Consider the following 19,902-nt stretch of genomic DNA (forward strand, 5'->3'; position numbering starts at 1 on the left):
TCAGCACGGTGAGAGCACGGCCTGCAGCACCGGTCGGGCGCGGCGGTGCAGGTCGTCGTAGAGGGCGGGGGCGGCGTCGAGCGGCAGCACGTCGGTGACGAGCTGCTCGCGGACCGCCGCCCCGTGCGCCCGCAGCAGGTCGACGGTCTCCGCCGACAGCCGGTTCCGGTCCCAGTCGGGGGCGGTGCCGCGGGGCACCCGGCCGATCTGGGCGCACCGGATGCCCAGGCCGTTGTGGTGGAACTCCTCGCCCAGGCGCACCGCGGCGGCGTCGTCGCTGTAGAAGGCCAGGTCGATGACGGTGGCCTGCGGGCGGCACAGCCGCAGCGCCGTCGCGAGGGCGGCGGCGCGGCCCCGGCACTGCAGGACGACGTCGGCGCCGCGGTCGCCCGGACCGTGGCGCCAGCGGCGCTTGAGCTCGAGGGCCGGGTCGCCCGCGTCGGGGTCGAGGACGTCCACGCCCAGGCCGGCCGCGGCGGCGCGGCGCCCCGGGGTGGGGTCGACGACCACGACCTCGGCCGCGCCGTGGTGGCGCGCGAACAGCGCGGACAGCAGGCCGACCACCCCGGCACCGACGACGGCCACGCGCAGCCCGCTCACGCCGTCGCCCAGCGAGGCGACCCGCGTGCCGACCCGGTCGGCGGCGGCGTGCAGGAGCCCGTTGGCGCAGATCGGGCCCATGTGCGCGACGTAGATCCCGAGCAGCGGGTCGAGGTCGGGCGGGAGCGGGACGATCCGCTCGTGCGCCGGGTCGGCGGCCCAGCCGCTGCGGTGCCCGTAGGTCATGGCCACCGTCGTGCCGACCTCCAGGCCGGGCACCGGCGTCTCGAGCCCGGTGATGCGGGCGACCTCCATGTACCCCAGCCGCGTCACCGGGTAGCCGGTGGCGGCCTCGCCGTGCCGGAACAGCCCGAGGTCGGTGTCGAACCGGGCGTGCAGGGCGGGGTTCGTGCCCGTCCAGAAGCTCAGCTCGGTGCCCGTGGACACGCCGCTGGCCAGGGTCTCGACGACGACCGGCGCGTCGGGGCGGGGCAGGTGCCGGATCTCCGCGTGCCCGGGACGGTCGACGACCAGCACCCGGTCCGTCGGCCCCGTCACGGGTCCACCTGCTCGGTGCGCCCGGACCGCGCGGAGCGGCTCACCGCGCAGGCGAGGCGGTGGCTGCGCAGCGCCTCGGCGTGGTCGGGCAGGTCGTCGACGGCCGGGTGCCCGCCGACGGCGTCGAGGAAGGCCCGGTCGGCGGCCCGGTGCGCGAGCGCCTGGTCGAACGGGCGGTGCGTGGTGGCGCCGTTCTCGCGCACCTCCAGGCCGCGCTCGCCGACGTCGAGGACGAGGTCGTCGGTGACGATCTGCAGGGCGGCGGAGTCCTTCCAGCCCAGCGCGCACGTGGTGGCCAGCGTGCCGACCGCGCCCCCGGCGAACCGCAGCACGGCCGCCGTCGCGCCGTCGACCCGCACCCCGTCGCCCCCGGTGCCGTCACCCGGTGGACCCCCGGCGACGGCCTGCACCTCGGCCACCTCCCCCACGAGGAACCGGGCCAGGTCGAGCACGTGCACGGCCTGCTCGACGACCTGCCCGCCGGACCGGGCGGGGTCGCCCCACCACGGCACCGGCGGGAGCTTGTCCAGCCACCGACCGTTCACCACCCGCACGGTCCGGCCCTCCAGCAGGGCGCGCGCCCGCAGCGCCGGCTCGCCGACCCGCCAGTGCAGCCCCACCCGCGTCGTCGTCCCGGCCGCGGTGAAGCCCGCGGCGATGCGCTCCGCGGTGGACTCGTCGACGGCGGGCGGCTTCTCCACGAACACCGCGACGCCGGCGCCGGCCAGCCGCTCCTCGATCGGGCCGTGCGCGAACGGGGGCACGCACACGTAGACCGCGTCGAGCCCGTGGGCCAGCAGCGCGTCGATGTCGGGGGCGACGTCCGTGCCGAACGCCGTGGCGAAGGCGACCGCGCGCGCCGCGTCGGCGTCGGTGGCCGACACGAGCACCGCGTCGTCGAACCCGGCGAGTACCGCGGCATGGCGGGCGGCGACGCCCCCCGTTCCGACGAACCCGACCCGGCAACCGGCGGAATATTGCTCTGACCTGGGGATCATGTGCCCGACTAGCCGGTTTCCCGGTGCTCGAAACGGGCATCAACGTTCATGACCCCCACCGTGCTGATCAACGCCGGCCCCTGGCTGGCCGTCCCCCCACCCGGGTACGGCGGTATCGAGAACGTCCTGGCGACACTGATCCCGCCGCTGCGCGCCCGCGGGGTGCGGGTCGTCCTCGCGACCGTCGGGGAGTCGACGGTGGAGGTCGACGAGCAGGTCGCGGTGTTCCCGCAGGGGCGCTTCGCCGAGCTCGCCCGGCCGTACAACCAGTCCATGGGGATCGCCGCCGCGCACCTGCACCACGTGGCCTCCCGGGTGCGCCGGGGCGACATCGACATCATCCACGACCACCAGGAGGCCTTCGGGCTCACCGTCCTGTCCGCGCTGGGCCACGACGCGCCGCCGGTCCTGCACACCCTGCACTGGGACCTGCACAAGCACCCCGACCTGTACGGGCGGATCGACGGGGGCGGTCGCGTGTGGGTCAACGGCGTCTCGTTCCACCAGCTGACGACCGCGCCGCGGCCGCTGCGGGCCATCAGCGTCGGGCACGTGCACCTGGCCACCCCGCTCGCGGGGCGGGCCCCGGAGGTCCCCTACGGCGGGCACCTCGTGGTGCTCGGGCGGGTCACCCGCTACAAGGGCCAGGACGTCGCCGCCCGGATCGCGCACCGGCTCGGGCGCGACCTCGTCCTCGCCGGGCCCGTCGGCCCGTTCCACACCCCCGAGGCGCTCGCCGCCGCCGGTCCGGTCGACAACGCCGACGTCCGGTACTTCCGCGAGGAGGTCGCCCCGCTCGTCGACGGCACCCGGGTGCGCTGGGTCGGGACCGTCGGCGGGCGCGAGCGCGACGAGGTGCTCGGCGGCGCCGCGGCCGCCCTGTTCCCGATCGACTGGGAGGAGCCCGGCGGCACCGCCGTGGTCGAGTCCCTCGCGATGGGCACCCCGGTCGTCGGGTACCGGCGCGGCTGCCTGCCCGAGCTCGTCGAGGACGGCCGGACCGGGCTCCTCGTCGACCCCGGCGACGAGGACGCCCTGGCCGAGGCCGTCGGGCGCGCGGAGCTGCTCGACCGCGGGCACTGCCGCCGCGAGGCCGCGCGGCGGTTCACCCCCGCCCGCATGGCCGACCGGTACCTGCGCCTCTACCGCGAGGTGCTCGACCGCAGCACCCGCAGCGCCCGCGTCGTCCGGCCGACCGCCGGCCGCACCGCGGGCTGACGGCGGCGCGCCCGCCGCCGCGCGAGCCGGGCGACCGCGGCGGCGCCGAGCACCCACGGGCCCGCGACGACGACCGGGGTGACGACCAGCTGGTGGGGCAGGTCCGTGCGGCCCCGCCCGAGCCGGGAGGACACGCCGTGGCGGCGGAACTCGCTCAGCACCCCGGTCTCGGTGACGGGGTTGTCGGGGCGCAGCGTCAGGAACGAGCGGGCGTGGCTGCCCCAGGCGTCGACCCGGTCGCCGAGCACCAGCAGCAGCCAGTGCGCGAGGCGGCCCTCGCTGTAGCGGGCGTAGGCGAGGCGGCGGATCGCCCCGGACACCCCGCTCGTCGGGCAGGACGTCCCGAACACCGGTGTGAGGAACGCGTGCTCGATCGACCGCTCGCGGGGGCGCTCCTCGGGCTGCCGCTCGGGGAAGTCCCAGTGCGCCCCGCTGCGGTCCTCCTGCCACTGCAGCTTCGGCACGGACGGGCGGTCGGCCGGGTCGAGGTCGGCGCCCCAGCCGGGGATGCGGGCGCGCAGGTCCTCGCTCGTCTCGGCCAGGGGAGGCCGCTCGGACGTGTAGGTCATGACCCTCTCCTCAGGACGCGTGCGGCAGCACGACCGGCTTGATGCAGCCGTCGAGCTTGTTGGCGAACATGTGGTAGCCCTCGGCGATGTGCTCCAGCGGGATCCGGTGGGTCACGATGTCGTTGGGCTTCAGGTAGCCGGCGCGGATGTGCTCGAACAGCCGCGGCCACTGCCGCTTGACCGGCGCCTGGTTCATCCGCAGCGTCAGCCCCTTGTTCATGGCGTCGCCGAACTTGACGGCGCTGAACAGCGGCCCGTACGCCCCGACCACCGAGACCGTGGCGCCCTTGCGGACGCCGTCGATGGCCCAGTTGAGCGCCACGGGCGAGCCGCCCTGCAGCTTGAGGCTCGCCGACGTGACGTGCTGGAGCAGGTTGCCGTCGGCCTCGGCGCCCACCGCGTCGATGGCGACGTCGGCGCCGAGGTGCCCGGTGAGCCGCTTGAGCAGCACGACCACGTCGTCGTGCTCGGTGAAGTTGTAGGTCTCGGCGTAGGCGAAGCTGCGCGCCTTCTCCAGCCGGTACTCCAGGTGGTCGATGACGATCACACGGCCCGCGCCCATCAGCCACGCCGACCGCGCCGCGTACAGCCCGACCGGCCCGGCCCCGAACACGACGACGACGTCGCCCTCGACGATGCCGCCGAGCTGCGCACCGAAGTAGCCCGTGGCCAGGGCGTCGGTGCACAGCAGCGCGTCCTCGTCGTCCATCCAGTCCGGGATCACGCTCGGGCCGACGTCGGCGAACGGCACCCGCACGTACTGCGCCTGCCCGCCGTCGTAGCCCCCGCAGGTGTGCGAGTAGCCGTAGATCCCGCCGACGGCCGTCGCGTTGGGGTTGACGTTGTGGCAGTTGGAGAACAGGCCGCGCGCGCAGAACCAGCACGTCCCGCAGTAGATGTTGAACGGCACCATCACCCGGTCACCGCGCTGCAGGTTCCGCACCGACGACCCGACCTCCTCCACCCGCCCGACGAACTCGTGGCCGAACGTGTGGCCGATCCGGGTGTCGGGCATCATCCCGTGGTAGAGGTGCAGGTCGGAGCCGCAGATCGCGGCGAGCTCGACCTTGACGATCGCGTCGTTCGGGTGCTCGACCACCGGCACCGGTTTGTCCTCGACCCGGACCTTGTGCGGGCCCCGGTAGACCATCGCTCGCATAGTGCTCCCTCCCCGCGGCGCCCCACCGGCCCGCGGGGGGTGTCGTACCCGCCCCTGCGGACGTCGAACGCGCCGTTCGGGGGCGGGTGCTACGCGGGGAGGGTCTCCGCAGGCCACGCGGCGTCGAGCCGGGCCAGCTCCTCGGGCGCGAGCACGAGCGAGGCCGCCGCGACGTTCTCCCGGGCGTGCGCGACGCGGGTCGTGCCGGGCAGCGGCACCACGCCGAGGCCGTGCACGCGGCCGCGGGCGTGGACCCAGGCGAGCGCGGCCTGCCCCGCGCCCACCCCGTGGGCCGCGGCGACCTCGCGCAGGACCGCCCGCCCCGCGCCGTCCGGGTCGTGCAGGGTGCCGTGACCGGTCGGCGAGTGCGCGACGACCGTGACGCCGAGGTCGGCCGCGGTGCGCACGAGCTCGGTCTCGATGCCCCGCGCGTCCAGCGACCACCGCTCCTGCAGCGCCGCGACGGGGTGCACGGCGTGGGCGCGTCGGAGGTCGTCGGCGGTCACGTTCGACAGGCCGACGGCGCCGATCTTCCCGGCCTCGACCAGCCCGGAGAGGGCCGCGACCGTCTCCTCGACGGGGACGGAGTCGCTGCGGTGGTGCAGGTAGTAGAGGTCGATGCGATCGGTGCCGAGCCGCCGGAGACTGGCGTCGCAGGCCTCGCGGACGTAGGCGGCATCGGCCCGGACGTCGAACTCCCCCGCGACCCGGCCCCGCCACACGAGGCCGAACTTGCTCGCCAGCACCACCCCGTCCCTGCGGTGCGCGACCGCCCGCCCGACGAGCTCCTCGTTGCCGTAGGCGTCGGCGGTGTCGACCATCCGGACGCCGGCGTCGAGCGCCGCGCCGATGACGCGGGCGGGGTCGCGGTCGGGGTCGTCGTCGGCGCGCAGGCGCATGGCTCCGAAGCCCTGGACGCCCAGGTCGATCGGCGTCGTCCTTGCGGTGGTCATGGGAGCACCGTAGGAGTCCGTCGCGTCGGTCGCCGGGGGCCTGCGGCGCCGGCGCCCGGACGATCCGGGTGAGCACCGGTGCGGCGCCTGGGCGCGCCCGCCGGGTCGATGGTCGCGCTCGGCGCGTCGCCCGCGACTGAACCCCCCGATCGGGTAGACCTGCCCGGGGAGGGTCGATGCACCAGCTCACGCACGCCGAGATCCGCGCCTGCGCTCGCGCTGCTCGCCTTCGGCCTGGTCGCACCGCTCCTGCCGGTGGACCCGGCGCCCCGGCCCGTCGCCGTCGTGACCGCGCCCGTCGCGGCGCACGAGGTCGTGCCCGTGGTCGGGGAGGCCCCCGCGCTGCCCGTCCCCGAGGTCCTCACCGACGTCGTCGGCACCCCGGCAGTGGCCCGGACCGTCGCGCTCACGTTCGACGACGGCCCCGACCCGCGGTGGACGCCGCAGGTGCTCGACCTGCTGGCCCGCCACCACGCCGTTGCCACGTTCTGCCTGCTGGGCGAGAACGCCGCCCGTCACCCGGAGCTGGTCCGGGCGATCGTCGACGCCGGAATGCGCCTGTGCGACCACAGCCGCAGCCACGTCATCGACCCCGCGGCGCCCGGCGACGGCCTGGCCCACGCCGAACTGGTGGACCTCGCGGGCACCGAGGTGCCGTGGTTCCGCGCCCCCGGCGGCGCCTGGTCGCCGGCGCTGCAGGCCGCGGCGGGTGCCGCGGGCATGCGCCCGCTGGGCTGGAGCGTCGACTCCCGCGACTGGACCCGCCCCGGCGTCGACGCGATCGTGGCGCAGGTGCAGCGCGGGATCCACCCCGGCGCCGTGGTGCTCCTGCACGACGGCGGCGGCCACCGCGACCAGACCGTCGCGGCCCTGGAGCAGCTGCTGCCCTGGCTCGAGGCGCAGTGCTGGACGACGGGGTTCCCGGACGGCGCCTGACGCGGATCGTCGGTGGGTGCGGCGACCATCGTCGGATGGACCCCGGCCCCGCTCCCCCGCCCAGCTCGCCCGCGGCCCGGCGGACGATGCAGGCCACCCGCCGCCGTGACACCCGGCCGGAGCTGCGGCTGCGACGCCGGCTGCACGCCCTCGGCCTGCGCTTCCTGGTCGACGCGCCGGTGCCCGGGACGTCATGCCGTCGCCGGGCGGACGTGCTCCTGCGCGGTGCCCGCACCGCCGTCTACGTCGACGGCTGCTTCTGGCACTCCTGCCCCGACCACCTGCACCTGCCCCGCGCCAACCGGGAGTGGTGGATCCGGAAGCTGGAGTCGATCGTGGCGCGCGACCGCGACACCGACGCCTCGGTCCGCGCCGCGGGGTGGTGGCCGGTGCGGGTGTGGGAGCACGAGGACCCCGTCGCCGCCGCGGCGCGGGTGGCGCGGATCGCGCAGGCCCGCACCGGCTTCCCACGGTGACCGCCCCGCCCTTCCCGCGCCCCGAACCGGCTCCCGCTCGCCGCACCGGCTCCCGCGCGCCCCCGGCGCCTCGCGGGACCTGGGAACGCGCGCGGCAGACGGGAACGCGCGCGGGACGGCCAGGCCCGGCACCCACCGACCGCCCTTGATCGGCGGGACCGCACCACCACGGTCGCCGGCGCGACCGCCACGTCACACTCCCGCGATCACCTCGCCGTGCGCCGCACGCCGTCGCCTCAGCGGTGCACCCGACGGCGGTGCGGTGGCCCGGTCGGTCAGACCGCCGCCGGCGCCAGGAACGGCGCGTACCGCTCGTCGACGGGCAGGTGCAGGCCCGCCCGCACCTGGCGGGCGGTCTCGTCGGCCAGCACCTCCGACGCCCCCGACTCCACCCCGTCCAGCACCTGCCGGACGACGTCCGCGGGCGAGGTCTTGGGGGCGTCGACGCCGGCCGCCATGTCGGTGTCGACGTAGCCCATGTAGACCCCGACGACCTGGACACCGCGCGGAGCGAGGTCGACGCGCATCGAGTCGGTGGCGCTCCACAGCGCCGCCTTGGACACGCTGTAGCTCGCGCCGAGCCCGATCCAGGACAGCGCCGACGCCACGTTGACGACGGCACCGGAGCGCTCGGCGAGCCCGTCGGCGAAGGCGGAGGTGACCGCCAGCGGGCCGAACAGGTTCACCTCCAGCTCGCGGCGCAGGTTGGTGGTGTCGGGGGTGAGCACCGGGGTCGGGGTCGAGATGCCCGCGTTGTTGACGACGACGTCGACGTCCGGTGCGGCCTCGACGGCCCGGGCGACGGAGTCGGGATCGGTGACGTCGAGCTGCAGCGCGACGACGCGCGGGTTGTCGCCCGCGACAGGGTTGCGGGCGGCGGCGTAGACCTTGGCGGCGCCGCGCTCGAGCAGCTGCGCGACGAACTCGCGCCCCAGCCCGCGGTTGGCTCCGGTCACCAGGACGGTGCGGCCGGTCAGTGCGGTCATGACTGTTCTCCTCGGGTGGGTGTCTGAGAGGTGGGAGTCCGGGTGACGGGTGCCATCGAGACGACGACCTTGCCGCGGGCGCGGCCGGAGCCGACGAGGTCGAGGGCGGCCGGCGTGTCGTCGAAACCGAAGACCCGGTCGACGACGGGGCGGAGGACGCCCGCCTCGACCAGGGACGTGATCTCCTGCAGCTGCGCGCCGTCGGCCCGCATGAACAGGAACGAGTAGCGGACGCCGAGCCGGCGTGCGGCCCGGCGCACCTTCCAGCTGAGGACGGCCATGACCGGGCGCAGCAGCGGCTTCCCCAGCCGCCGCGCGAACGCGGGGTCGGGCGGGCCGGCGACGCTGATCGCGAGGCCGCCGGGGCGCAGCACCCGCAGCGACTTCGCCAGGTTGTCGGGGCCGAGGGAGTCCAGGACGACGTCGAACCCGCTCAGCGCGGTCTCGAAGTCGGTGGTGCGGTAGTCGATCACCTGGTCGGCCCCCAGGTCGCGCACCCGGTCGACGTTGGCGGTGCTCGCGGTCGTGGCGACGTGGGCGCCGAGGTGCTTGGCCAGCTGGATCGCGACCGAGCCGAGGCCGCCGGACCCGGCGTGCACGAGCACCTTCTGCCCGGGCCGCACGTCCGCCCTCTCCACCAGCGCCTGCCAGGCGGTGAGCGCCACGAGCGGCAGCGACGCCGCCTCCTCCGCCGTCAGCCCGGCCGGGGTGCGCGCGAGGTCGGCCTCGTCGACCGCGACGAGCTCGGCGAACGTGCCGATCCGGCCCTCGTCGGGCCGGGCGTAGACGCGGTCGCCCGGGCGGAACCGGCGCACCGCGGGCCCGACCCGCTCGACCACCCCGGCGACGTCGTTGCCGAGCACGAACGGGGTCCTGTACGGCAGGATCCGGCGGAACTCGCCGGCCAGGATCTTGGCGTCGAGCGGGTTCACCCCCGCGGCCTCGACGCGCACGAGCACGTCGCGGTCGCCGACCGCGGGCTCGGGCCGGTCGCCCGCGCGCAGCCTCGCGTCCTTGCCGTAGGCGTCGACGATGAAGGCCCTCATGCCGTCCCGACCTCCGTGGTCGTCTCCCGGCCGGCGGTCGCCGGACGCAGGCCGAGCTGGGCCAGCGCGACGTCCACGCCGCGCTGGAGGAGCGCGTCGGACAGCGCCCGGTCGGTGATCGCCCGCGCGGTCTGCAGCGTCCCGAACATCCCGGTGAACGCCGTGAGCACCGTGACCCGGGCCGCCGCGGGGTCGCGCGGGTCGAGCCGCGCGGCCACGGCGTCGACGACGTCGAGCAGCCCCGCGGTGTAGGCCTGCCGGACGGCGTCGCCGCTGTGGGCGATCTCGCCGAGCAGCGCCGCCGACACGCAGCCCTCGGCCGGACGGTCGCGGTGCGCGGGCGACAGGTAGGCCCGCACCACGCCCTCGACTCCCGAGCCGGAGGACTCGATGGCCTGGTCGATGCGGTCGCGCTGCGTGGCGAGCTGGTCGGTGACCACGCCGGCGACGAGGTCGTCCTTCGAGGCGAAGTGGCCGTAGAACGCGCCGTTGGTCAGCCCGGCGTCGGCCATCAGGGCGGCCACGCCGGACCCGGCCACGCCGTCGGTCTTCAGGCGGCGCCCCGACGTCTCGACGATCCGCCGTCGCGTGCGCTCCTTGTGCTCCGCGCCGTACCGCGCCACAACTGCCTCCCCGCCTCGATCCGCGATGATATTACGACCATACTCCTATTCGCGGCGACGGCGGGCACCGGCCCCGGCACCAGGGCGGCGCCCGCCGAGGGAACTACGCAGCTCCGAGCTTCTCGCGCAGCCAGGTGCCCATCCCGGCGATCTCCTCGTCGATCTCGGGAACGCGTCCACCGGCGATGACGAACGAGTGCTGCCCCTCGGCCAGCGGACTGATCCGCGCGTCGACCCCGGCGTCGACCAGGCGCTTGCCGAACAGGACCGCCTCGCCCGCGAGGATCTCGGACTCGCCCCAGTGCAGGCTGGTGGGCGCGAGACCGGCGAGGTCGGCGTGCAACAGGCTGACCCGCGGGTCGGTGAAGGAGACGTCGGTACCGCCGAGCCAGCACTGGCGGAACAGCTCCAGGAGCTCCTTGGTCAGCAGCTTGTCCGTGTCCGCCTTCCCGGTGATGTCCTCGTGGGCGATCTCGAGGTCGCACCACGGGGAGATCGAGACGATCGCGCCCGGCTGCTCGCTCCCGCGGTCGCGCAGGGTGAGCGCGAGCATCACGGCGAGGAAGCCGCCGACCGAGTGCCCGACGCTGCCGATGCGCGAGGGCGCGTAGCCCTGCGACACGAGCCAGTCGAACGCGGCCACCGCGTCGTCGACCTGCGCGGGGTAGGGGTTCTCGGGCGAGCGCCGGAAGTCGACGACCAGCGAGCGCATCCCCGCCGCCCGGGCGATGTGCCCGGCGGCCTTGCGGTCGGAGTGCATCGACGCGACGACGGTGCCGCCCATGTGGAAGTGCACCAGCGCGTGCTCGGTGCCCGCGCCCTCGGGCACGGCCCACATCGCCGGGACGCCGTTCGCGTCGACCTCGGCGTAGGTGACGCCCTCGGGCTCCGCACCGGCGAGGTGCAGGCTCTCGCAGATGTCGCGGACCGTCCCGAGCCCCTGGTCGGAGGCTCCGATCCGGGCCGACAGCGACTCCAGGAACTCCGCGAACCTCGTGGCTTCCGGGCTACCCATGTCCGTGTCCTCTCCATCGAGCGACGCGCCGGCCCCGCGAGGCCAGCTGAGTATGTGACTCTAAACTCAGATGGCACCGGAGTTCTATACTCGTCGCATGGACACCGGCCACGACCTCGACCGGAGCGACTGCTCGATCGGCCGCTCCCTCGACCTGCTGGGCGAGAAGTGGACCTTCCTCGTCGTGCGGGAGGCCTGGTACGGCGTCGCTCGCTTCGCCGAGTTCCAGGAGCGGCTCGGCTGCGCCCGCAACCTGCTGGCCGACCGCCTGCACATGCTGGTCGCCGAGGGCGTCCTGACGACCGAGCCCTACCGCGAGCCGGGTTCGCGCACCCGGCAGCGCTACCTCCTCACGCCGAAGGGCCAGGAGCTGCTGCCGGTCCTCGTCGCACTGCGGGAGTGGGGCGACCGGCACCTGGCGGGCCCCGACGGGCCCCCCGTCCGGCTCGACCACCGCGACTGCGGCGGACGGGTCACCCTGCAGCTGCGGTGCAGCGAGGACCACCTCGTCGAGGGGGTCGACGACCTGGTCCCGGCGACGGACCGCCTGTCCTCCGCCGGCTGACCGGCCGGATCGCTACATCCGGATCTCGGACAGGGAGCCCAGCTCGACCCACCGCTCGCGGGTGCCGACCGACGCGGCACCCGGGAGGCGGTCGGCCGCGACGAGCGACCCCAGGTCGAGCCCGGTGAGGGCGGCGACGTCGGCGACCGGCACCTGGTAGGTGCGGTACGGGCCCAGCGGCGGCGGCTCGCCCGCCAGCAGCGCGCGCTCGGTCTCCAGGTCGATGTCGTCGAGCTGCGGGGTCTGGTCGAGCACGTACGCCGTCGCCGCCAGCACCGGCTCCGCGCCGGGTGCGGGGCGCGCGGCCCAGGCGGCCACCTTCCAGAACAGCCGCGGGATCCCGACGCCGCGGTAGGGCGGGTCGTCCGCGCCCAGGACCGGCGCGGTGAACACGCTCAGCTTCGCGTCGTGGGTGTCGGCGTAGGTCAGCACGTGGTCCTCGAGACCGAGCCACAGCTCCCGGGACTGGTTGAACAGCCCCGCCTGCGGCGCCGCGTTCGGGTAGGCGAACGTGTCCCTCTCGGCCTGCTCCGCCTCCGCCGGCCCGCCCCACACCGGGTCGCTGCGGCGCACCAGGTGCCCGCGGTCGAGGTCGTTGCCGGCGTAGAGGTCCGCCCCGGCCTGCTCGCCCGCGTCGACCCGCGGGTCGAGCCGCCAGTCGTCGCTGCGGTCGAGGTCGCGCAGCGCGGCCCCGTCGACATTGACGCCGGTCGCGACGGCCAGCCGCCGGGCGGGGTCGAGCAGCACCGTGAAGTGGACGTAGGTCAGCTCGCGCACCACCCGGCCGGCCACCGGCAGCGGCACCGGCACGTCGAGGAAGGCGGCGTCGTACCCCGGGGCGGTCATGGGCCCACCCGATCACGGCCGGTGGGACGCCACAGCCACCGACCCCCGGAAGGGGGTGCTGATCGACAGCGTGCTGTGGCAGCGTCGTCACCGGCAGTGCCGCCGCCAGGACGGGCCGACTCCGACGGAAGGCGCTCCATGACCGACACGGTGCCCCCGCACCCCCGCCACCGCGTCCCGGTCGAGCACCGGTTGCTGGGGCTGGACCGCCGCACGTTCCCCTACGCGATCGGGCTGGTCGTGGTGTGGCTGCTGTGGGTCGTGGCCCTGCCCGCGATCGACGGCGCCGTGCCGTGGAACGACACGACCCGCGCCGGCGAGGTGTTCCGGGTGACCGACACCGCGACGATCACCCCCGCCGCCGGGTGGGGGGTGCAGGAGGGACTGCGCACCACCGACCGCACCGCGAGCGGCGACACGTCCGCCGACCTCGTGCTCGTCACGGCCGGCGCGGCGTTCCAGGTCACCAGCGGCCCGTGGACGGGCACCCCGGCCGAGCTCGTGGCGAGCGGGGTACTGCTCGACCGGGCCGTGCTCGGCGACGACTTCCGCCCGACCTCCGCCGGCGAGACCGTCCGCACCGACGACGGTGACGTCGGGGCGCTCACGAGCTTCGCGACCCCGACCGTCGAGGGCCTGATCGTCGCGTTCGTGTTCGACGGCACCGGCGTGCAGATCCAGGCGACCGGCACGCCCGCGCAGCTCGCCGCCCACGCCGGGGACGTCGACCGCATGATCGCGAGCCTGAGCGACGAGGGGGACGGATCGTGACCGCCACGAGCGCGACGCAGGCCGACGAGCAGGCGCGGCGCCGCGAGGCCGTCGCCGTGTCGGGGTGGGGCGCGCCGTTCCGCTTCGTGCAGCCGCGCAACCTCTGCTTCTGGCTCTACCTGCTCCTCGTCGGCGCCGGGATCCGGCAGCTGATCGAGATCGTCACGCCCACCGCGGGTGTCTTCGCCGCCGCCGACATCGCCTCGCTGGTCACCAGTGGCCTGTTCGCCCTGGCGTTCCTGGCCTTCCTGCACCACGCCGACCGCTTCGAGCGCACCCCCGCCGGACTGGCCACCGCCGCGTTCCTCGCCGGCGGCGTGGGCGCGGCGTTCGTCATCGCCCTGCCCGGCAACGCGGCGGTGACGTCGCTCTACGCCAAGCTGTTCGGCCAGCCCTTCGCGGTCGACTGGCAGGCCGCCCTCGCCGCCCCGTTCGTCGAGGAGACGGCCAAGGGCGCAGTGTTCCTGCTGGTGATGGGCCTCGCCCCGGTCGTGGTCCGCACCGCCTACGACGGGCTCATCGTCGGCGCCTACACCGGCCTGGGCTTCCAGGTGTTCGAGGACATGCTCTACGGCCAGAACTCCGCCGCCCAGCACTTCGGTGCCGACCAGGTCGAGAGCGTGGTGGGGACCTTCGCCCTGCGCACCGTCACCGGCGTGGTGTCGCACGCGCTGTTCACGGCGCTGTTCGCGGCCGGGCTCGTCTACCTCATCGGTACCGTCGCCCAGCCCCGCCGGGTCGGCCGCGGGCTCGCGCTGGTGCTGGCCGCCGTGCTCGTGCACGGCGTCTGGGACGGTGCCGCGGCGCTCGGGCGCGGCGGCCCGCTGATCGTCGTGGTCATGCTGCTGACCACGGTCGCGGGCATCGTCGCGCTCCTGGTCGCGCTCCGGCTCGGCGCCGGGCGCGAGGCCCGGTTCATGCGCGCCGTCATGGGCCCCGAGGTCACGGCGGGCACCATCACCGCCGAGGAGCTCGACGGCCTCGCCGGGCGCCGCCGCGACCGGAAGGCAGCTGTGCGCCACCGCCCCGACGGCGTCACGCGCCGCACCGAGAAGCGCGTGCTCGCCGCCGCGCTCGACCTCGCCCACGACCTCGCCGAGGCCGGTGGCGACGACAGCGACGCCGTCCGGCACTCCCGCACGGAGATCGCCCGGCTGCGCGGGCAGGGGCCGCCGTGAGCGGGACGTCGTTCACCGGTCGGGGCCCGCCGCGGCGCCATCACGTGCCGGTCCGCCGGGCGTCCAGCGTGCCCGGCCCGAAGATCCCGCAGACCCGGCGGTGCCCCAGCTCGGCCAGGTGCCGCACGGCCACCGCGGAGGCGTCGGCGTCGCGGAGCACGACGCTCGCCGCCACGCCCCGGACCTGCCGGTTGACCAGCACGACCGACTGCGGGACCTGGTCGACCAGCCGGCGCAGCGCCCGGTCCTCGATCCGGCCGGACGAGACGAGCAGGCCGTCGACGCGGCCGTGCATGAGCATGCCGGTGATCGTCTCGTGCGGGTCGCCCGCCGCGTGGGTGCCCAGCACGAGTCCGTAGCCGTGCGCCCCCGCGCGCTCCTCCACGCCGTGCGCGATCGACGAGTACACGGGGCTGGTGAACCCGGGCAGCAGCAGGCCCAGCGTCATCGTGCGCGCGCTGCGCAGACCGCGCGCGGCGGCGTTGGCGCGGTACCCGACCTCCTGCGCCGCGGCCCGGATCCGCTCGCGCGTCGCGGCCGAGGCGAAGCCCCGGGGGTCGTCGCGCAGCACCCGCGACACCAGGCTCGTGTCCACCCCGGCCAGCCGGGCGACGTCGGCCAGCGTCGGGCGGCGCCGGGCCTGGGACATGGCGACCTCTTCCGCGGCGACCTCGGTCGCGTCGCCGCCCGGGAACCCTAGTCGGTCGGCGCGTCGGTGGGGTCCCGGCGCCCGGTCCCGACGCCCCGGTCCCGGCGCCCGGGTCACAGCGCCCGGTCGAGCGCCTTGATCGGCATCTGCAGCTCGGCCAGCAGGTCGATGTCGGTCTCGGCCGGTCGCCCGAGCGTGGTGAGGTAGTTGCCGACGATCACCGCGTTGACCCCGCCGAGCAGCCCGCGGCGGGCGCCGAGGTCGCCGAGGGTGAGCTCACGGCCCCCGGCGAACCGGAGCACCGTCCGCGGCATCGCGAGCCGGAAGCCCGCCACGGTCCGCAGCGCGTCTCCGCCGTCGAGCGGCGGCAGGTCCCCGAACGGGGTGCCCGGCCGGGGGTTGAGGAAGTTGAGCGGCACCTCGTCGGGGTCGACCGCGGCGAGCTGGCCCGCGAACTCGGCCCGCTGCTCGAGCGTCTCCCCCATGCCGACGATCCCGCCGCAGCACACCTCCATGCCGGACTCGCGGACCATCCGCAGCGTCTCCCGGCGCTCCTCCCAGGTGTGCGTGGTGACGACCCGGGGGAAGTAGGAGCGGGCGGTCTCCAGGTTGTGGTTGTAGCGGTGCACGCCGAGGTCGGCCAGCTCGGCGACCTGGGCGGCGGTGAGCATCCCCAACGAGCAGGCCACCTCGATCTCCACCGCCTCCCGGACGGCGGCCACCGCGGCCGCCACCTGGGCCATGAGCCGGGCGTCCGGCCCGCGGACGGCGGCGACGATGCAGAACTCGGTCGCCCCGGTCTTCGCCGTCTGCCGCGCGGCCTCGACGAGGGCGTCGACGTCGAGCCAGGCCGAGCGGACCGGGGACGCGAACAGACCGGACTGGGAGCAGAAGTGGCAGTCCTCGGGGCAGCCCCCGGTCTTGAGGGACACGATGCCCTCGACCTCGACCTCGGGTCCGCACCAGCGCATGCGCACCTCGTGCGCGAGCTCCAGCAGCGGGGCGAGCGCCTCGTCGGGCAGGCGCAGGACCTCCAGGACGTCGGCCTCGGAGAGGCCGCGGCCCTCCTCGAGGACCTGCTCCCGGGCGCGGTCGAGGATGTCGTGACCGGTGGTGGTCATCGTCGTCGCCGGCCGCTCAGCCGTCCGCGAAGAGCCGGCCGGCGCGGGCCCAGCTGTCGGTCTCCACGTCGGTGAACACGATGCCCACCGAGTCCGGCTCGCACTTCCCGATCCGGCAGATCTCGCGGGTGAGCACCTCGGCGAGCTCGCGCTTCTGCTCGACCGTGCGGCCGGGGAACCAGTCGATGCGGACGTGTGGCACAGGGGTGTCCCTTCTAGGTGAGGAGGTCGGCGACGCGCCGACCGCGGGCTCGGTAGTCGCCGCGGGCGGCGAGCGCCCCGTCGAGGTCGACCTCGACGAAGCGGGTCCGCGTGTTCGGGGCGGACTGGGCGACGACGTCGAGGTCGCCGCTGATCACGGTGGCGATCATCATGTAGCCGCCGCCGGACACCGCGTCGCGGTGCAGGATGATCGGCTCCACGCCGCCCGGCACCTGGATCGAGCCGATCGGGTACGGCGCGTCGACGATGTTCGACGGGTCCTGCCCGGCGCCGAACGGCGGGGTGCGGGCGACGGTGCCGAGCTCGGCCCCGCGGTAGCGGAAACCGACGCGGTCGGCGACCGGCGTCAGGGTCCAGGTGGTGCCCAGGAAGGCCTCCCGCCCCTCGGGGGCGAGCACGTGGTCGTAGAGGCCCATGACGACCCGGACCTCGACCTCCCTGCCCAGCGCCGGGCGCAGCTCGGGGGGCAGGGAGCGTCCCGCGGTGCCCGTCCCGGCGCCGATCCGGAGCTCGTCGCCGGCGACGAGCGGCCGGCCCTCCAGCCCGCCGAGCGCGCCGAGACCGTAGGTGGAGCGGCTGCCCAGGACCAGCGGCACGTCGATGCCGCCGGCGACGGCGACGTAGGCGCGCGCGCCGGCCTTGACGAAGCCGAAGTCCAGGACCTCCCCGGCGGCGACCGGGAACGACTCCCACAGCGGTCGGGCCTCGCCGTCCACCCGCGGCGGGAGCTCGGCGCCGGCGACGGCCACCACGGCGTCCTCGGTGAACCGCAGCTCGGGACCCAGGTAGACGACCTCGAGCGCTGCGGATCCCGGCGGGTTCCCGACGAGGCGGTTCGCCGTGGTGAGCGAGTACAGGTCGAGGGCCCCCGATGGCGGGATCCCCACGTCGTAGAAGCCGTTGCGGCCGGTGTCCTGGACGGTCGTCGACAGTCCCGGCTTGCGCACCTCAATCGGCACGGAGCACCTCCAGGAGGCGGGTGTTGAAGGCGTCCGGGTCGTCGAGGAACGGCTGCAGGCCGAACTCGACGTCGCGGGAGCGGATGCGGTGGTCGTGCGCCTCGACGCGCGCGAGCGTGTCGTCGTACTCGTCCCGGTCGATCGCGCGGAACGAGGCGATGTCGCCCGGGCGGAAGAAGACCATGAAGTCCGCGAAGTCGGCGCTCGACTGCGCGGGGTCGTAGATGGGCGCCGGGGTGACGCCGAACATCTGGTACCCGCCGGCCCCGCGCACGGAGTAGATGCACCCGAAGCAGCCCCCGTGACCGACGGTCTGCTTCGGCGTGTCGGTCCGCGGTCGCAGGTACTTCGGGACGACGAGCTGCCGGTCCTGCGGGACCATCTGGAACAGGAACGGCAGGCCGGCGACGAACCCGACCATCGAGGTGAACCACGGCGAGCCGGTGTGGGCCGCGATGAACTCGTCGACGCCCCCGAGGCCGTTGATCCGGGCCGCGTACTCGATGTCGGTGGCGTCGGGGTCCTGGTGCCGGTCCCGGAACCTCATCAGCGTCTCGGTGGTCCACGGGTCGCGGTAGAGCACCGGGATCTCCACGACGCGGGTCGGGAGGCTGACGTCCGCGGCGTCGCCGACCTTGCTCTCGATGTCCTGCAGGTGCGCGAGCAGCGTGTGCGGCTCGAGCACGTCGGGGTCGTAGCGGACCTGGTAGGAGGCGTTGGCCGGGCAGATCTCGAGGACGCCGTCCGGTCGCTCGTCGCGCAGGGCCCGGGTGATGGCCATCGCGCGGAAGTTCGCGCGCAGGCTCATCTCCTCGGCGAGCTCGACGAAGAGGAACTCGTCGCCGCCCCAGCTGTAGCGGGCGGGGTCGACCGCGTCGCTCACCGGGCACCTCCGGCGGCGACCGCTGTGCGCTCGGCGAGCCACTCCTCGAGCGTCCCGGTGTCGAACCGCGCCTCGCCGAACCACGGCTGGTCGAGCAGCTCGAGGAGCAGCCCGGTCGTGGTCGGCACGCCCTGCACCACGAGCTCGTCGAGCGCCCGCCTCGACCGCGCGATCGCGGTGGGGCGGTCGTCGCCCCACACGATCACCTTCGCGACGAGCGAGTCGTAGTACGGCGACACCCGGCTGTCCGGCCCGAGCCAGGTGTCCGTGCGGACCCACGGCCCGCCGGGCAGCTCGATGCGCTCGACCCGGCCGGGCCCCGGCATGAAGTCCTTGTCCGGATCCTCCGCGCAGATCCGGAACTCGATCGCGTGGCCGCGGGCGACCACGTCCTCCTGGCGCAGGGACAGCGGCTCGCCCGCGGCGATGCGCAGCTGCGCGGCGACCAGGTCGATCCCGCTGATCCACTCCGACACCGGGTGCTCGACCTGGATGCGGGTGTTCATCTCGATGAAGAAGTACTCGCCGGTGGCGTCGTCGACGAGGAACTCGACGGTCCCCGCGCTCCGGTAGCCGACCTCCCGGCACAGGCGGACCGCCGCGGCGGTCATCCCGGCGCGGGTGGCCTCGTCGATGCCGGGCGACGGCGCCTCCTCGACGACCTTCTGGCGGCGGCGCTGCAGGGAGCACTCGCGCTCGAACACGTGCACGGCGTCGGTGCCGTCGCCCAGGACCTGGACCTCGACGTGCCGGGCGCTGCGGACGAACCGCTCGAGGTACATGCGGCCGTCGCCGAACGCGCTCGCCGCCTCCCCGGAGGCCTGCGGGAAGGCCTTGGTCAGCTCGGCCTCGCTCGCGACGACGCGGATCCCGCGGCCGCCCCCGCCGGCGGCGGCCTTGAGCATCACCGGGTAGCCGATCTCGCCGGCTGCCGTCACAGCAGCCGCGACGTCCTCGACCCCGTCGGTGGTGCCCGGAACAGTCGCGACGCCTGCGGCCATGGCCACCTGGCGCGCCCGGACCTTGTCGCCCATCTGCTCGATCACCGCGGCCTCGGGGCCGACGAACGTCAGGCCCGCGTCGGCGACGGCCGCGGCGAACGACGCCCGCTCGGAGAGGAAGCCGTAGCCGGGATGGACGGCGTCCGCACCGGACTCGCGGGCCGCGGCGAGGAGGGCGTCGGCGACCAGGTAGCTCTTCGTCGCGGGTGCGGGACCGATGTGGACGACGCTGTGCGCGAGCCGGGCGTGCGCGGCGTCGACGTCGGCGTCGCTGACCACCGCGACCGTCTCAATCCCGAGGTCCTTCGCCGCCCGGATGATGCGCACCGCGATCTCGCCGCGGTTGGCCACCAGCAGGCGCTTCACGCGTCCACCTCGATGACCAGCAGCGCCTGACCGGCGTCGACGACCACCTCCCCGTCCGCGACGTACCCGACCAGCGTGCCCGCGACATCGGCCTGCACCGGGTAGAAGGTCTTCATGACCTCGACCAGCCCGACGGTGTCGTCGGCCGCGATGCGCTGACCGGGCTCCGCGTACTCGGGGCTGGCCGGGTCCGGCCTGCGGTAGAACACCCCCGGGATGGGGGACAGCACCTCGTGACGGGACATCAGGACCTCGTTCGTCGTT

Annotated in this window: 23 protein-coding genes; 6 read left to right on the forward strand and 17 right to left on the reverse strand. The window is 75.1% G+C overall.

Going from position 1 to position 19,902, the window contains the following annotated elements; translation table 11 throughout:
- Together HOP40_RS29240 and HOP40_RS29245 are read right to left on the reverse strand one after the other, a co-directional pair.
- A complete protein-coding gene (locus HOP40_RS29240; protein WP_172164852.1) occupies nt 1–1,098 on the reverse strand; it encodes a zinc-binding dehydrogenase in 1,098 nt (365 codons plus the stop codon).
- Nucleotides 1,095–2,096: a Gfo/Idh/MocA family protein gene (locus tag HOP40_RS29245; RefSeq protein ID WP_172164855.1), complete on the reverse strand. Its 1,002-nt coding sequence runs from the start codon at nt 2,094–2,096 to the stop codon at nt 1,095–1,097. Before HOP40_RS29245 ends, HOP40_RS29240 begins: the two co-directional genes overlap by 4 nt.
- Nucleotides 2,097–2,144: 48 nt before the next feature.
- Here HOP40_RS29245 and HOP40_RS29250 point away from each other — a divergent pair, with 48 nt between their 5' ends.
- Nucleotides 2,145–3,314 carry a glycosyltransferase gene (locus HOP40_RS29250; RefSeq protein WP_172164858.1) on the forward strand — a complete coding sequence of 390 codons (1,170 nt, stop codon included), beginning with the start codon at nt 2,145–2,147 and terminating at the stop codon, nt 3,312–3,314.
- Here the strand turns inward: HOP40_RS29250 and HOP40_RS29255 are convergent.
- The 3 genes from HOP40_RS29255 to HOP40_RS29265 all read right to left on the reverse strand — a co-directional run bounded on the left by HOP40_RS29255 (nt 3,239) and on the right by HOP40_RS29265 (nt 5,995).
- On the reverse strand, nt 3,239–3,883 hold the full coding sequence (locus HOP40_RS29255; protein ID WP_240157348.1) for a hypothetical protein: 645 nt from the start codon (nt 3,881–3,883) through the stop codon (nt 3,239–3,241). The two genes, HOP40_RS29250 and HOP40_RS29255, sit on opposite strands and share 76 nt — an antisense overlap.
- A 10-nt stretch (nt 3,884–3,893) precedes the next feature.
- On the reverse strand, nt 3,894–5,033 hold the full coding sequence (locus HOP40_RS29260) for a zinc-dependent alcohol dehydrogenase (RefSeq protein ID WP_240157349.1): 1,140 nt from the start codon (nt 5,031–5,033) through the stop codon (nt 3,894–3,896).
- Nucleotides 5,034–5,131: 98 nt separating this feature from the next.
- Entirely contained in the window at nt 5,132–5,995 is an 864-nt protein-coding gene (locus HOP40_RS29265) for an aldo/keto reductase (protein ID WP_205346963.1), read from the reverse strand.
- 285 nt (nt 5,996–6,280) lie between these two features.
- Between HOP40_RS29265 and HOP40_RS29270 the strand changes: the two genes are divergently transcribed.
- Together HOP40_RS29270 and vsr are read left to right on the forward strand one after the other, a co-directional pair.
- Entirely contained in the window at nt 6,281–6,931 is a 651-nt protein-coding gene (locus HOP40_RS29270; RefSeq protein WP_240157350.1) for a polysaccharide deacetylase family protein, read from the forward strand.
- A gap of 35 nt (nt 6,932–6,966) precedes the next feature.
- Entirely contained in the window at nt 6,967–7,407 is a 441-nt protein-coding gene (gene vsr, locus HOP40_RS29275) for a DNA mismatch endonuclease Vsr (protein WP_240157351.1), read from the forward strand.
- Nucleotides 7,408–7,682: 275 nt separating this feature from the next.
- On the opposite strand, the gene HOP40_RS29280 is transcribed toward vsr, so the two are convergent.
- The 4 genes from HOP40_RS29280 to HOP40_RS29295 all read right to left on the reverse strand — a co-directional run bounded on the left by HOP40_RS29280 (nt 7,683) and on the right by HOP40_RS29295 (nt 11,077).
- Nucleotides 7,683–8,393: an SDR family oxidoreductase gene (locus HOP40_RS29280; RefSeq protein WP_172164864.1), complete on the reverse strand. Its 711-nt coding sequence runs from the start codon at nt 8,391–8,393 to the stop codon at nt 7,683–7,685.
- A complete protein-coding gene (locus HOP40_RS29285; RefSeq protein WP_172164867.1) occupies nt 8,390–9,439 on the reverse strand; it encodes an NADP-dependent oxidoreductase in 1,050 nt (349 codons plus the stop codon). The genes HOP40_RS29280 and HOP40_RS29285 overlap by 4 nt, the downstream gene beginning before the upstream one ends.
- Nucleotides 9,436–10,062: a TetR/AcrR family transcriptional regulator gene (locus HOP40_RS29290; protein WP_172164870.1), complete on the reverse strand. Its 627-nt coding sequence runs from the start codon at nt 10,060–10,062 to the stop codon at nt 9,436–9,438. Before HOP40_RS29290 ends, HOP40_RS29285 begins: the two co-directional genes overlap by 4 nt.
- Before the next feature lie 103 nt (nt 10,063–10,165).
- Nucleotides 10,166–11,077: an alpha/beta hydrolase gene (locus tag HOP40_RS29295; protein ID WP_172164873.1), complete on the reverse strand. Its 912-nt coding sequence runs from the start codon at nt 11,075–11,077 to the stop codon at nt 10,166–10,168.
- A gap of 97 nt (nt 11,078–11,174) precedes the next feature.
- On the opposite strand from HOP40_RS29295, the gene HOP40_RS29300 reads away from it, so the two are divergent.
- Nucleotides 11,175–11,642 (forward strand): winged helix-turn-helix transcriptional regulator, encoded by a 468-nt coding sequence (locus tag HOP40_RS29300; RefSeq protein WP_172164875.1) that lies wholly within the window; start codon nt 11,175–11,177, stop codon nt 11,640–11,642.
- Between the two features lie 12 nt (nt 11,643–11,654).
- Here the strand turns inward: HOP40_RS29300 and HOP40_RS29305 are convergent, their stop codons facing one another.
- Nucleotides 11,655–12,488, reverse strand: coding sequence for a DNA/RNA non-specific endonuclease (locus HOP40_RS29305; RefSeq protein ID WP_172164878.1), 834 nt, complete (start codon nt 12,486–12,488; stop codon nt 11,655–11,657).
- 138 nt (nt 12,489–12,626) lie between these two features.
- Between HOP40_RS29305 and HOP40_RS29310 the strand changes: the two genes are divergently transcribed.
- Both HOP40_RS29310 and HOP40_RS29315 read left to right on the forward strand, forming a co-directional pair.
- Nucleotides 12,627–13,259, forward strand: coding sequence for a hypothetical protein (locus HOP40_RS29310; RefSeq protein ID WP_172164881.1), 633 nt, complete (start codon nt 12,627–12,629; stop codon nt 13,257–13,259).
- The gene (locus HOP40_RS29315) at nt 13,256–14,437 is read left to right on the forward strand and encodes a PrsW family intramembrane metalloprotease (RefSeq protein WP_172164884.1); all 1,182 of its coding nucleotides are present in this window, start codon (nt 13,256–13,258) and stop codon (nt 14,435–14,437) included. The genes HOP40_RS29310 and HOP40_RS29315 overlap by 4 nt, the downstream gene beginning before the upstream one ends.
- A 40-nt stretch (nt 14,438–14,477) precedes the next feature.
- On the opposite strand, the gene HOP40_RS29320 is transcribed toward HOP40_RS29315, so the two are convergent.
- The 7 genes from HOP40_RS29320 to HOP40_RS29350 form a co-directional block, all read right to left on the reverse strand.
- Nucleotides 14,478–15,086: a LacI family DNA-binding transcriptional regulator gene (locus tag HOP40_RS29320; protein ID WP_205346964.1), complete on the reverse strand. Its 609-nt coding sequence runs from the start codon at nt 15,084–15,086 to the stop codon at nt 14,478–14,480.
- 113 nt (nt 15,087–15,199) lie between these two features.
- Nucleotides 15,200–16,207: a biotin synthase BioB gene (gene bioB / locus HOP40_RS29325; protein ID WP_172164886.1), complete on the reverse strand. Its 1,008-nt coding sequence runs from the start codon at nt 16,205–16,207 to the stop codon at nt 15,200–15,202.
- Nucleotides 16,208–16,223: 16 nt separating this feature from the next.
- On the reverse strand, nt 16,224–16,409 hold the full coding sequence (locus tag HOP40_RS29330; RefSeq protein WP_172164889.1) for a tautomerase family protein: 186 nt from the start codon (nt 16,407–16,409) through the stop codon (nt 16,224–16,226).
- Nucleotides 16,410–16,422: 13 nt separating this feature from the next.
- The gene (locus HOP40_RS29335; protein ID WP_172164892.1) at nt 16,423–17,388 is read right to left on the reverse strand and encodes a 5-oxoprolinase subunit C family protein; all 966 of its coding nucleotides are present in this window, start codon (nt 17,386–17,388) and stop codon (nt 16,423–16,425) included.
- On the reverse strand, nt 17,378–18,271 hold the full coding sequence (locus HOP40_RS29340) for a 5-oxoprolinase subunit B family protein (protein WP_172164895.1): 894 nt from the start codon (nt 18,269–18,271) through the stop codon (nt 17,378–17,380). The genes HOP40_RS29335 and HOP40_RS29340 overlap by 11 nt, the downstream gene beginning before the upstream one ends.
- On the reverse strand, nt 18,268–19,638 hold the full coding sequence (locus HOP40_RS29345) for an acetyl-CoA carboxylase biotin carboxylase subunit (RefSeq protein ID WP_172164898.1): 1,371 nt from the start codon (nt 19,636–19,638) through the stop codon (nt 18,268–18,270). Before HOP40_RS29345 ends, HOP40_RS29340 begins: the two co-directional genes overlap by 4 nt.
- Nucleotides 19,635–19,883, reverse strand: a complete 249-nt coding sequence (locus tag HOP40_RS29350; RefSeq protein WP_172164901.1) for an acetyl-CoA carboxylase — start codon at nt 19,881–19,883, stop codon at nt 19,635–19,637. Before HOP40_RS29350 ends, HOP40_RS29345 begins: the two co-directional genes overlap by 4 nt.
- Nucleotides 19,884–19,902 lie beyond the last annotated feature (19 nt).

The sequence above is a fragment of the Pseudonocardia broussonetiae genome (assembly GCF_013155125.1).
Lineage (GTDB): Bacteria > Actinomycetota > Actinomycetes > Mycobacteriales > Pseudonocardiaceae > Pseudonocardia > Pseudonocardia broussonetiae.